Annotated in this window: 8 protein-coding genes; 1 reads left to right on the forward strand and 7 read right to left on the reverse strand. The window is 47.9% G+C overall.

Annotation, left to right across the window (positions count from 1 at the left end):
- Nucleotides 1-138: 138 nt before the first annotated feature.
- Together ACFSUC_RS04520 and ACFSUC_RS04525 are read right to left on the reverse strand one after the other, a co-directional pair.
- Nucleotides 139-1,944, reverse strand: coding sequence for an ATP-binding cassette domain-containing protein (locus ACFSUC_RS04520; RefSeq protein WP_379928295.1), 1,806 nt, complete (start codon nucleotides 1,942-1,944; stop codon nucleotides 139-141).
- Nucleotides 1,941-2,594: a hypothetical protein gene (locus ACFSUC_RS04525; protein ID WP_379928296.1), complete on the reverse strand. Its 654-nt coding sequence runs from the start codon at nucleotides 2,592-2,594 to the stop codon at nucleotides 1,941-1,943. The genes ACFSUC_RS04520 and ACFSUC_RS04525 overlap by 4 nt, the downstream gene beginning before the upstream one ends.
- Nucleotides 2,595-2,886: 292 nt before the next feature.
- Here ACFSUC_RS04525 and ACFSUC_RS04530 point away from each other — a divergent pair, with 292 nt between their 5' ends.
- A complete protein-coding gene (locus ACFSUC_RS04530) occupies nucleotides 2,887-3,921 on the forward strand; it encodes a LacI family DNA-binding transcriptional regulator (protein ID WP_379928297.1) in 1,035 nt (344 codons plus the stop codon).
- A 119-nt stretch (nucleotides 3,922-4,040) separates the two neighbouring features.
- On the opposite strand, the gene ACFSUC_RS04535 is transcribed toward ACFSUC_RS04530, so the two are convergent.
- The 5 genes from ACFSUC_RS04535 to nirB form a co-directional block, all read right to left on the reverse strand.
- Nucleotides 4,041-7,913 (reverse strand): carbohydrate binding domain-containing protein, encoded by a 3,873-nt coding sequence (locus ACFSUC_RS04535; protein ID WP_379928298.1) that lies wholly within the window; start codon nucleotides 7,911-7,913, stop codon nucleotides 4,041-4,043.
- 376 nt (nucleotides 7,914-8,289) lie between these two features.
- Nucleotides 8,290-9,000, reverse strand: coding sequence for a uracil-DNA glycosylase (locus tag ACFSUC_RS04540; RefSeq protein WP_379928299.1), 711 nt, complete (start codon nucleotides 8,998-9,000; stop codon nucleotides 8,290-8,292).
- Nucleotides 9,001-9,270: 270 nt separating this feature from the next.
- Nucleotides 9,271-10,113, reverse strand: coding sequence for a formate/nitrite transporter family protein (locus ACFSUC_RS04545; RefSeq protein WP_379928300.1), 843 nt, complete (start codon nucleotides 10,111-10,113; stop codon nucleotides 9,271-9,273).
- Between the two features lie 37 nt (nucleotides 10,114-10,150).
- Complete coding sequence (gene nirD / locus ACFSUC_RS04550; RefSeq protein ID WP_379928301.1) at nucleotides 10,151-10,486, reverse strand: nitrite reductase small subunit NirD; 336 nt, start codon at nucleotides 10,484-10,486, stop codon at nucleotides 10,151-10,153.
- A 15-nt stretch (nucleotides 10,487-10,501) separates the two neighbouring features.
- Complete coding sequence (nirB, locus tag ACFSUC_RS04555) at nucleotides 10,502-12,934, reverse strand: nitrite reductase large subunit NirB (RefSeq protein WP_379928302.1); 2,433 nt, start codon at nucleotides 12,932-12,934, stop codon at nucleotides 10,502-10,504.
- Between the last annotated feature and the right edge of the window lie 279 nt (nucleotides 12,935-13,213).

Consider the following 13,213-nt stretch of genomic DNA (forward strand, 5'->3'; position numbering starts at 1 on the left):
TTGAGTGTATTTAAATGGGGTAAAAGGTCAATACAATGAAGACAAGTGAGTGTGACAAATATAGCAGACCATTTTCCCTCGATAATATTTCGCTCACTTGGAAAGAGATTTCCTATGTTCAATGGAGTCGTACGATTACTAGAATTGAACAATTCCTTGAAATTCATTTGCTTCATTCAAATCACCTTTCTCTTTATTTTGTGAAATCCACATTTTCTTGAATTTACCATTTAGTTTCATCAGTTCACTAAAGTTCCCTTCTTCAATTATCCTTCCATTGTGCATCACAAGAATCTTATCGGTGAGTGGAGTGATGCTTAACCTATGTGTTATAAATATGGTCATTTCCTTTTTTCTTTTCTCTAAGATATCATTTACAATAGCAACCTCATTTTCTGGATCAAGTGCTGACGTGGCTTCGTCCAAAACCAATAACGATGATTTTTTGTATAGTGCTCTGGCGAGAGCAATCCGTTGCCATTGACCACCTGACAGTTGTTTCCCTCCCAAATATTCATTACCAAGCAATTGAGATTCGTGATTCTCAATATTAAAAGGTAAAATATTCGCATATAGTTCAGTAAATTGGCCCCATTTATTCTTATCTTTAAGATTATGGTCAAAGGTAATATTGTCATAAACAGAAACAGGAAGCTTTAAGAAATCTTGCTGAACTGTGGATACACTCTTATAAATTGTTTCTCGATTTAAGTTGTTTATATCATTTCCATCATAAAATAATGTGTTATCCATAATTTCATGCATTCCTAGTAAAACTTTACCTAAAGTAGATTTTCCCGATCCGTTCTCACCAACTATAGAGACAGACTGACCTGCTTCTATCGTTAAATTAAGATTTTTTAAAGCTGGCTCATTAAAATCTGGATATTTGAAAGATAAGTTTGATAACACAATCTGACTAAATGCGCATGTATGATTAGCTACTGATACTTCTTTATTTACTTGAGTATTCGACGAATAGATATATTCATTGATTAACTTTTCGTACTTCTCCTTTATAAAGTAAAACTGTTTAACTATGCTAATTTGGTATGCCAATGAGATCGCAGACCCTTCTAAGACTCCAAAAGCGGCTGTCACTGCCACGTACTCTCCCAAACTTACGCTTCCTCCGGCAATTCCTTTAATAAGAATGATTTGAACAATCAAAAAACCTGCTAAGTTAGTTATTTTCGATGCTGCATGCCAAGCGCTTTCTTCTTTCATAAAGTTCACTTTTCTAATGAAAGTGAACTTTATTGCGTTCGACCATTTATATAGAAAAAATGGTTTTATATCAAATATTTTAAGCTCTCTTTGATTTTCAGGCCTCATCATATTGTCAAAATAATATTGTGACTCTCTTTCCTTTTCTGATAACTTAATATTTAAATTTTCTCTTTTTAGCACGAGTTGATTATGAAAAATAAATATAGGAATGGAACATAGTATAGTTACAATAATGATGTACATATCTACAATTACGATAATGTAGCTGTAAGTAATAATAAGCACAGTTTGTTGGATAATCGCCAAAGCTGCACTTACAAGCTGGTTAATCAGCATATAATTATTTGAGACATAAAACATATCATTACGAAACTTTGCTCTTTCTAGGTTTGTAATCGTTGTGAAATTTAAAGACTTCAATAGATATTCTTGCAATCTTTGCTGCCCATACATAGAGAACTTTTCTTCCAAAAATTTTTTTACTACATCAAGTATCCCGATTAATACTTGAATACTGGCTATTAAAAATAACAAATCAATAACATCTCCGAAATGATATAGCTCTGTTATTTCATTAATCAAATTCTGAGTAAGACTCAAATTTATTCCTGATAATAATGGAATTAAACAAACAATTACGAGGATTATTGAAATTGTAAATGGAGCGTATTTGATAAGAATGAAGAGGGCTGATATGGCATTTTTCCTCTTCATATCCAATGTCTCTTGAAAGGAAATACGAGTTGTTCGAATAATTCCACACGATTACAAGGCGAACTAGTTAATACTTGACCGGCTTGATTCACACAATATGCCCAGGGCATAGCAAAGCTTCTGAGCTCATTATGTAGTTGATCTATTGAACAGGAAAAAGTATGAATACGTCCTTCATACATATTCTCAATTCTTAAATACTTTTCTTCATCAAATTGAAAAAGCCCCACTATATTTACATGAGGATTCTCAATTGAGAACTGATACAATGATTCCATCCCTTCTGAGCAGACATCACAGTGCTGGCTAAAAATTGTTACAATTAAATGATCCGTGATTAAATCATACAAATGTACTTCTTTCTTCTCAATCGAATTCAGAGAAATATTCGATATATATTCACCTACTTCTAATGGATTCAACGTTTTTAAAAACTGCAAATGTTCTTTTTCCTCATTGTCATATTTAATAAATTTGTCTATCATTAAATCATCCCTTGTATAATCATATAGAATCCAACCCCCTTCGCAGAGGGAGTTGGATATACTTGCATTAGCAACAGCCAGCAAAACTTCTGGATGAGTTATAACAATAAGTAGTACCGCCTGTAGGACTAGTACATCTGGTTTTTGTAATATAATACTTTCCACCGTTTACACAAGGATGACTGGAATCACAGATGTATTCTCCACCACAAGAACTCACGGTCCATCCACCAGGACAAGACATATAGCTCACCTCCTTTATTTAAAAGTGAGAAACCAGGGTATCCTAAGGACGAAATGGCATGATGTTCTTGTTATCGAAAAACTACCGATTATACAGTAATTTTAAAACAACAATGGACAAAGAAACCGGTTTCTATTGTTAAATCTAGCACATCTATTAATTTTTGGCAATATTTTTATGTGATGCTAATTTTTTTTGCCGAAGGAGAAGATTATGAAGGTTACAATCAATGATATCGCCAAGGCTGCTGGTGTATCCAAATCCACCGTATCCAAAGTAATGAACGACTCCCCCACCATCTCGGAAGCGACCAAGCGCAAGGTTCGCGAGATTATGAAGCAGATGAATTATACACCCAGCAGCATTGCTACCCAACTGGCCAGACAGAGCAGCTTCAACATTGGGCTTGTCGTCGATATGTCTCGCCAGAATGACTTCCTGAATCATGATTTCTACAATATCATGGGGGGACTGGAAAGTGTGATCGCGTCCCATCACTATGAGTTAACCATATGCAATATCGGCAATCTGGAGACATCGGACTTTTTTGCAAGGTACATTTACAACAAGCGTGTAGACGGCATTGTCCTGGACAACTCGATCCTGACACAGGAGATGGCTTCCGAATTGCTGGAGCTGTCTTTTCCGTTTGTCTCCCTCGGGGAACTCGATGGAAGGGACGATATCTTCTCTGTCGATCTGGATAATCGAACCGGCGGCAGTATGCTGACCCAGCATCTCATCGATCAGGGCTATAAGCGCATTGCTTTCCTGGGAGGCGAACGGGCAGACCGTATTTTCCAAAACCGGATCAAGGGCTACAAGAAAACCTTCGCTGAACATCAACTGCCCGTACAGGAAAAGTGGATTCGCACCGGCTTCTCCAACGAAGAGAATGGCCGCGCGTTTATCCGGCACCTGCTGGAGCAGGATGAACGTCCTGACGCGTTTATTTGCATGAACAACAACGTAGCCTTCGGGGCTCTGCAGACGATCGTAGCAGCCGGCATCAAGGTACCGGAGGAAATGGGCATCGCCACCTTCGACAATTACCCGCTGGCACCTTATACGACGCCTCCCCTTACGTGTCTCAATACGGATACCTTTCAATTGGGCATCGATGCCGGACAAATGCTCATGAGTCAGTTGCATCAACAGAAATCTGTCGCAGCCCCTCATCAGTCCTTTATCTCGCCCGTACTGATCGAACGTGAATCGACCAGACTGAATCAGATTGCCCGACCTTAAACGAAATGGATGAAAAACCCGGAGCCCTCAGGCCCCGGGTTTTCGTGCTTGCGCGATACGCTGTCTTTACTCTGTTTTTGCTCTATATCTGCTGCTGTATACAATCTTGTACGACTGGATTACAGATCCTTCCACCTCTGAACATTCAGGGAAAGCGTCGCACTGGACGTAGGGAAGGTGTAACTCCGATCCGTAATGTCCGAACCATTGCTGTTTACCTCGACAGTTCCCCAGGAACCGCGTGTCAGCTTGTACTGCATCTGGGTACCGGGTGCAGCGGTCAAGGTAATGGCATAGGTGCCATTTCCCTGCTTGGTTAACTGATACGCAGGCGCAGCCGGATTCCAGCTGCCCAGGCTGGTTGCCATGTAAACCGGACCGGCAGCAGGTGTATTGCCCGGTACGGTCACCTGAAACGTCACACTGACTTGGGTGACGGGACTGGGCGCCCCCGCCGTAATCGTACCACCGTCAAAGGTCCAGGTACCCGGGTTGAAGTTGTAATTCTGACCACCATTATTGTCCCAGGTGCCGCCGCCGTCATTGAAGACTGCTTCCAGGCTGCTGCTTGAGCCAATGTCTACCGTCAGTTTGGTATAGCCGCTGACTTCAGAGGCTGGCATCTGCACACCAGGAACAGCGGTCCAGGTACCGCCTGCCGGACGATAGTGCATATACGGCGTGCTGAACCCTTTCTTGTAATACACCGTCACCTGACTACCCTGGGCAGAAGTGGTAGCGGTGGCTGTACTAGAGCTCGCGGATTCATTTCCGGCCGCGTCATAGGCCTTGACAGTATAGGAATAGGACGTCCCGGCGGAGAGACCCGTATCGGTATAGGAAGTACCAGATACCGTCGCAATCTGGCTGCCGCCTCGATACACCTTGTAGCCCTGTACGCCCACATTGTCCGTTGCCGCATTCCATGACAGCTGAATCGCCGTGCTGCTCTGGGCTGATGCCTGCAAGCCTGCCGGCACGGACGGTGCGGTCGTATCAGTAGCGGGAGCTCCTGCCGTAATGGTGCCCGCATTAAAGGTCCAGGTACCCGGATTGAACAGGTAGTTCTGACCACCATTGTTATCCCAGGTGCCGCTGCCGTTATTGAAGACGGCCTCGAGGGCACTTGCACTGCCAATATCGATCGTCAACTTGCCATAGCCGCTGACTTCCGCATTTGGCATCTGTACGCCGGGCGCGACAGTCCAGGTGCCGCCTGCCGGACGATAATGCATATACGGGTTGCTGAACCCTTTCTTATAGTACACTGTCACTTCATTGCCCTGATTGTTGGTCGAGAAGGAAACACTCGAGCTTTGGGCTGATTCATTTCCCTTGGCATCATAAGCAGATACCTTGTAGGTGTAGGCGGTCAGCGCAGTCAGTCCACTGTCAGTAAAGGACGGCGTTGTACTGCTTCCGACCTGGCTACCGTTCCGATAAATGTGATAGCCGGCCACGCCCACGTCATCCGTAGACGGGGTCCAGTTGAGGGTAATGGTGCTCTTCGTCTGGGACGGTGAAGTGATGCCGGCTGGGACCGTTGGCGGAGTCGTATCCACCACAGGAGGAGTATCGGTCACGAACGGATAGGTTCCCTGGATCGGGCCGTTCATATCCTCCACAATCGTGCCATCCGCTTCCTCACGGTATTGGCCCGCTCCCACAAATACCGTCTGAATATCACTCTTCGTCACATTTCCTTTGCTGTCTACCGCTTCAATGTAGTAATCGACCATTTCATTCTGGTAATCATCAATATACGTATAGTACAGATCTCCGATCTCCTGTGCCGGGAGCACCTGCATCGTCTGCTTCGTCGCAGACTGCCAGTCCACACCGTTCATATCCGGCGTCAGATCCCGTACATTCATATTGTACTCGGTCCAGTTGCCGACTTTGGACGGCGTAATGTTCGGTACGCCCTGAGCAGCGAGGGCAGCAGGATCATACACGCGGAACGTATTGTCGGCCGTATCAGCCCACTGACCTTGATGTGTACGCATTTTGAGCTTGATGCTCTGAATGCCGTTGACATCATAAGCATACGTATACACCGCAAATGAATTGTCATAATAGTGCAGCGTCCACCCCTGGGATTTGTCCTTGTTGGCGCTTCCCGGGTTATATGGCCAGCGCTGCGGCCACCAGACAGAAGGACCGGTGTCGTCCTGATTCAAACGAGCGTTGACATACGGCTTGGAGAAATGCAGCGATTGGTTAAACGACAAGGTCGGCTTGACATGATCATCCTGATTCTCATCATAGTAGCCAAAGCCGGAATCCAGTGCCGGAAGCAGGAAGTACCAGGACAGTTCCGCCGGATTGGCCCCTCCTGCATAATCCATCGCCTCATTGCCTTTCACCGGGAAGGACATCATCCATGGATTCAGCTGATTGCCTGTGTGCGTAATTTCCTGGTCCAGTGCGGTTGTCGGCTGCCAGTGATTCGGATGGCCATCCAGCCAAATCTGCTCGGCAGTCTGGGCATAATTCAGCGCAGCCTGCAACAGGGCAAAATTGCGCTCCAGATAGTGATAGCCATATTCAAAGGAAACCGTCATCCCCTCTTCCTGGCCAAAAATATTGGTTTTAGGCGCATAATTGGTTCCCATCACCTGGTTGAAATCGGCAAACTGGCCTTTCCAGATGCCGAATGGCAGTTTCCAGTGATGCCACTGCGGGTCGGAAGAGGAATCTCTCGTATCGATCCAGGAACCGTCTTGCACATGAACGACATCCGAAGCAGGCGGCGTATGCTGAAGCAGATACTCATCAATCCCCATCCCCTTCACGCCACTGTCTGCATACGTCACATTGCCAGCATTGCGCCAGGTTTCTTCCGATCCGGCACGACCGGACGAATTATCGCCGTCATGGGCGATGACGAAAAACTGCTTTTGCGGCACCAGCCCTTCAAACGGCTTGAGCGCACTAGCGGTTACGCTTCCCTGATATCCTTCCTCCCAGCTCTCTGCCTGGGCTACCGGAATTCCTACGATCTTAGATTCCTGTCCGGTCTCGGGATTGACGTATTTCACCCAGTGCGGGGTCGAGGCAAACGGGAACTTGTTGCGCACGACCTGCTGTTCATTAAACATTGGCTGGGATACCCACGAGCCGACATTGCTTACATTTTGCATATCCGCCCGGTTCGGTGGCGATACGAGGGTATCAACACCGGGGTTATTCAGGTATGGATAATCTCGCAGTGTACGGGAAAAATGGTTGTTGCCGATGACTGACCATTCAATATCCAGCTTTTCCAAGACCGGAATAATGCGCTCTGAAAAGCCGAGCTCTGTCGGGAAGAACCCTTTGGAGCTCTTGAAGTCATTGCCCATAAAGTAAGGCTGGGCAAGCACGGCGCTCTGGTAGATCAGGTCCTTCAGCATGTAGTCATTGCCAACCAGCGGCCCCATGCTGTGATGCCCGGTAAAATGAATCAGATCGAGCGTGCGCTGATTGTTGGTTGTGCGCAAATTGTTGTAGGCATTCTTCCATGGTGTGCCCCAGTTGGGATTAGCGTACCCCGGGACATTGCCATGGTACATCAAATCATTGACATTGGTTACAACTGAACCAGACATGGTGACATGCATTTGCGCCTGGGGATGATTCTGATCCAGCGCTCCTGCTACGTTCCATGGCCAGTCGAGATAGGCACCTGTTTTCGCATGATGGGAGTAATAGCTGGTCAGATCGTCATGGGGCATCGGGCTGCCATTGGGGAGAAAGTACGTATAGTTTGACGGTGGATTGTTCTTAAGCTCAATAACCTGTCCATCATAGGTATACCGGATCGGAGCCCCGACCGGTGTACTGGCGTATTGTCCGGTATCATAGTAAGCCCAGAAGTTCGGCATGTGATTGTGATAGACATGGGAAGCCGCGATCTCTGCCGAGGCGCTCTGCAAGCCCATGGCCGGAACCATTAGCATCAGCGACAACAGCAACAATAGTGCCGTTTGAATCCTTCTTTTTTTCCTCATTACATACCTCCATTATTTAGTTATGGGTTCGGCTCTCCAACCGCTCCGCAAGCAGCTCTTTCAGGCTGCATCTCTGTTCACCACCTTTCTGTAAGCGCTTACTTATTTTCACGAAAACCCCCTCTTTTCTATCTGCCTGCTGAATGCAATCACGGGTACGCTAGGTACGCTGAATCCGATCACGAATGAAGGTGTATGGCTGGAAGATGGGAGATGGGATGAACATGCAGGGTCATACAGGGAATGGGGAGGAAAATAAGTAGAAAAAGAAACCGATCTGCATGTAAATGAAACCGGTTTCTTTTTCTTATTTTAACATGGGTCGTCCAACGGGGTCAATGCATGATTTCATCAGCGGTCATTTTCAAGCACATCATCAGGCCGAGCCATTTGGAGGTAGTTCCTTCGGAAGCGCCCAGTTGATTGGCGACTGTCCGCTTTGTTGGAGAAACTCGTTCGTCCGGGTAAAGGGCTTGCTGCCAAAAAATCCGCGATGAGCAGAAAACGGACTCGGATGAGCAGCGGTGAGAACCAGGTGATGCCCGCCCGTTATGAGTTCCTGCTTGGATTGCGCATGCTTGCCCCACAGCACGAAGACCATTGGGGTGTCCCGTTCATTCAAACGACGAATCACTTGATCGGTAAAATCCTCCCAGCCGTATCCCTGATGTGAGGCTGGCTTCCCTTCCCGTACTGTCAAGACGGTATTCAGCAGGAGCACCCCCTGTTGCGCCCAGGGGATCAGGCAGCCGTGCTTGGGAATGGCAAGTCCGGTATCGGCATGAAGTTCCTTGTAGATATTTTTTAATGATGGCGGAATGCGTATACCGGGTTGAACGGAAAAACTGAGTCCATGCGCCTGTCCGGGACCATGATAAGGATCCTGTCCCAATAGGAGCACCCTGGCCTCCTGATAGGAGGTATACGTAAACGCGGAATAAATCAGATCCGCCGGCGGATAGACCCGATGCTCTTCGTATTCCTTCTGCAAAAAGGTGTTCAAGGCTGAGGGTGCAGAAGGGTGCAACGGATCGGGAAACAGCGGATCGGGAAGAACAGACTTCCATTGCTGTGGCAATAACTGCATGATCGAGACTCCTTTCTCTGACTCAACGTTGATACCTGATTGGAATCTGTATCTACAGGATGACAGGTATCGCGGGTATTGTGTGTATCATGGCTATCATAGATATCGTAAGTATCAGTATCATGGGTATCCACATTATGACAGATATGAGGCAACAGCCATAGCCCTTTGAACGAAAAAAGCATCTGGAACGAGGTCCAGATGCCTTTATTCACCAAGATATGTTCAGTTTTGTTCTGATTAGTTCTGTTCTGATTAGTTCTATTCTGCTCAGTTCTGCGCCTGAGGAGTTGCGGCCTGTACGGGCGCCTCTTGCACAACGGGTTGTTCTTGTGCTTTCGTTTTCTTCTTGCCGGATACATACCAGTACATGAAGCCCACAAACAGTCCGCCACCCACAATGTTGCCGAGCGTAACCGGAATCAGGTTATGGAACCAGCCAGCCATCGTAATGGTCTCCGGATGCGGAAGCATGAGAGACAGGCTAAGGACCGTCATATTGGCAATGCTGTGCTCATAACCGGATGCGATAAAGCCGTACAGCATCCACCAGATTAAGATCAGCTTGGCGGCATCATTTTTCGTGCGCATGGAAGTCCAGATCGCCAGACATACGAACCAGTTACAAAGAATCCCACGGAAAAACAATTCACTGAATCCCAGCTCCATTTTCATCTTCGCAACATTCATGAGCAAGTGATTCTCGGGGATGTTATTGAAGATGCCGCTGCCTACAATCAGCAGACATAGCACCAGGGCGCCCAGCAGGTTGCCTGCATAGCACCATACCCAATTATAAAGGGTATCCTTCCAGGTTGTCGCCTTGGACAAGGTACTAATGGTATAGAACATATTATTGCCGGTAAACAACTCTGAGCCGGCAAAGATGACCAGCGTGAGGGCGACCCCGAAGGACATGCCCATCAGCATCGTCGTATAGATGGAACCGCCTGCATGCAGAATCCCGCCTACACGGAATATGAGCACGATACCAAGTCCCACATATCCGCCAGCCAGAGCCGCAGCTACCAGATAGCGAAGCAGGCTTTCTTCCATCATTTTCTTCTTGTTCAATGCCCCTTGTGTCATCACATCCAGGGTGTCTTTCACCATCTCCATCACTCCTTATTCCACTCTCGTTCAAACTCGGTTATTCCAGTCCCAGCCAGACCTCTTCACCTTTCACATTCAGCGGGAAAACGCGAACCTGACCTTCATCAGGGGCGTACACCTTTCCCGTTTCCAGATTAATGCGCAAATCCCGGAGGGGACAATACAGATCATGTCCGCTTACGATCCCTTCTGTCAGCGTCCCGCCTTTGGGATGCGGGCTCTTGTTCTCCAGTGCATAGAGCTGTCCGTCAGAAGTATGAAAAATAGCAATTTCCTGTTCGCCTGCCCGGATAAGCTTGCCGTAATGTTTTGGAAAAGCATGCTTGCTGCCTAATGAGATATAACGCATTTGCTCGTTCACCTGTGTATTCATACTGACGATTCCTCCCTACTGTTCAATGGCAATCTGAATCGGCTCATACAGCCCTGTGCGAAGCTCATCGTTGTCCAGCACTTCTCTCCAAGGATCTTGATACTGATTGATCACGATCATCAACCGTGCTGCCAGCTCCTTGCGCTGCGTGACATCCTCTACCACCGCCTGGCGAATATCTTCCAGACCGAGGCGCTCCACCCAGTCAGAGGTACGCTCGCCGTACTTTCCAGTTTCTCTGTAATACTGAATAAACGCATCAGAAATTTCCATCAGCTCTTCATCTGTCTTCACCTTGCACAGCAGATCTGCGGCCCGCAGGCGTATGCCTCCGTTCCCGCCGGCGTACAGCTCCCAGCCGCCGTCATTCCCTACAATGCCCAAGTCCTTCGTGCCGGACTCCGCACAGTTACGTGGACAGCCATTGACGGCCATCTTGAACTTCGCTGGCATGTATAGTCCCTGATAGCGCTTCTCCATCGCGATGCCCATCGAGATGGAATCCTGCGTGCCAAAACGGCAGAACATCGAACCTACGCACGTTTTGACCGTTCTCAAACCTTTGGCATACGCATGACCCGACGGCATATCCAGCTCTGCCCAGATGCTCGGCAGATCTTCCTTCTTCACCCCAAGCAAATCGATGCGCTGTCCGCCTGTCACCTTGACCATCTTGACTTCGTATTTTTCCGCCACATCCGCAATGCGCTTCAGTTCCTGCGGCGTCGTTACCCCGCCATACATTCTCGGCACGACCGCAAAGGTTCCATCCTTCTGGATATTGGCATGCAGACGCTCGTTGACAAAACGGGAATCTTTCTCGTCCTCATGCTGCTCGGGCCATAGCATACCCAGATAATAGTTCAATGCAGGACGGCATTTCGAACAGCCTTCCTCCTGCTTCCAGCCCAGCACGTTCATCACTTCCCTGACGTGCATCAGCTGTTTTTCCTTCATGGCGGCAATCACTTCATCCCGACTCAGATCCGTACAGCCGCAGATGGTTTCCTTCTGTTCACCCTGTTCATAGTTTTCTCCCAGCACATACGAGAGTATCTGCTCTACCATCGGCTTACAGCCTCCACAGCTGCGCGTCGCTCCGGTATGAGCCTTGATCTCATCGACTGTGGTAAATCCTTCATTCTGAATGCAGCTCACGATGTTGCCCTTGGTCACTCCGTTACAGCCACATACAATCTCACTGTCATCCATAGCTTCTACCGCAATACCGGCTCCGGCAGTTTCTGTACTTCCGCCAAACCATTGCCCGTACAGCTCATCGGTCATGATTTCCTGCTTCTTCACCGCACGATCCATCACGGCGGCGTCTGTGACATCTCCGTACAGAACTGCTCCCACGATACGATTTTGATCCAGCAGCACTTTCTTGTAGGTCTGCTTCCAGTCATCCTGACGGGTCAGCACCTGATGATGTTCTTCCTCCTGGAAGATACCAGCAGAAAACACATCGACGCCGGAAATTTTCAGCTTCGTCGATACGGTTGAACCCGTATACGGTTCCGTCTCGACACCAGCCAAGCGCTTCGCCAGCACCTGTCCCTGCTCAAACAGCGGGGCAACAAGGCCGTAGCACACACCGCGATGCTCACAGCATTCCCCTACTGCGGAAATATGCGGTACGCTCGTCTGCATGGTGTCGTCCACGATGATCCCTCTGCCCAAGGCGATGTTTGTCTCCGCTGCGACATCCTTGTTCGGCACAATACCTGCCGCCATCACGACCAGCTGAGCCTCTAGCTCCGTGCCATCTGTAAATTTCAGTCCGCTCACCTGTCCGTCTCCGAGCAGTTCTGCGGTTTGTTTGCCCATCAGGAAGGAGATGCCCTGTCTCTCCAGTTCCAACTTCAGCATGCGTGAGGCCACACGATCGAGTTGACGCTCCATGAGATGCTCCATCAAGTGAACGACCGTTACCTCCATGCCGAGCTGAGTGAGTCCCTTCGCTGCTTCCAAACCGAGCAGTCCGCCTCCGATAACTGCGGCCTTGCGAACCGTCCGGGAAGCCTGCATCATACTCTCGCAATCCTGAATGTCCCGGAAGCCGATGACCCCCTCTTGTTCCACGCCTGGAACCGGCAGTATAAACGGCTTCGAACCGGTCGCAATAATGAGCTCATCATACGGGACACTAGTTCCGTCCGCAGCATATACGATCTGTTGCCCTTCATCGATACGTTGCACCGCATTGCCGAGATACAGGCGAATACCCTGCTCTTCATACCAGCTGATCGGATTGAGAATAATATCCTCAAGCTGCTTGCTTCCCTCCAGCATATAGCTCAGCATAATCCGGTTATAGTTGGGATGGGGCTCCTGTCCAAATACGGTAATGTCATATTCTCTGGTCAGTTTCAATATTTGTTCAATCGTGCTGATGCCTGCCATGCCGTTGCCAATCAGAACGAGCTGTTTGCGCTTTTCCGTCATGTGTGCCACTCCTTTTTTTCCTCATGTCTATCAGGTTGTGATGAAGGCCGATGCGTTCCGGCATATCATCTTCTGTCCCTGAAATTGATTAAACGTACAAAAAGTACTGAATGGATGTGTAGCGTTCCTGGTGCTGCTTCTTGCTTTCTTGATTTCGTAATCATTGTAAGAAAAAAGAGGGCCTCCTAACGTGACAATCGTCACTCCAGGCTTCATTTTCGACCCGAAATTGTGACAATTGTGTGAGAAAGATCCGCTTCGGCAGGCCGGGCGCATACC

Source organism: Marinicrinis sediminis (assembly GCF_042685085.1).
Taxonomy (GTDB): Bacteria; Bacillota; Bacilli; order Paenibacillales; family KCTC-33676; genus Marinicrinis; species Marinicrinis sediminis.

Bases quoted from the DNA above. Each gene is read 5' to 3' on its own strand.
- ACFSUC_RS04520 (WP_379928295.1), bottom strand. From the start codon at position 1,944: ATGAAGAGGAAAAATGCCATATCAGCCCTCTTCATTCTTATCAAATAC.
- ACFSUC_RS04530 (WP_379928297.1), top strand. From the start codon at position 2,887: ATGAAGGTTACAATCAATGATATCGCCAAGGCTGCTGGTGTATCCAAA.
- ACFSUC_RS04535 (WP_379928298.1), bottom strand. From the start codon at position 7,913: ATGAGGAAAAAAAGAAGGATTCAAACGGCACTATTGTTGCTGTTGTCG.
- ACFSUC_RS04540 (WP_379928299.1), bottom strand. From the start codon at position 9,000: ATGCAGTTATTGCCACAGCAATGGAAGTCTGTTCTTCCCGATCCGCTG.
- ACFSUC_RS04545 (WP_379928300.1), bottom strand. From the start codon at position 10,113: ATGGTGAAAGACACCCTGGATGTGATGACACAAGGGGCATTGAACAAG.
- nirD (WP_379928301.1), bottom strand. From the start codon at position 10,486: ATGAATACACAGGTGAACGAGCAAATGCGTTATATCTCATTAGGCAGC.
- nirB (WP_379928302.1), bottom strand. From the start codon at position 12,934: ATGACGGAAAAGCGCAAACAGCTCGTTCTGATTGGCAACGGCATGGCA.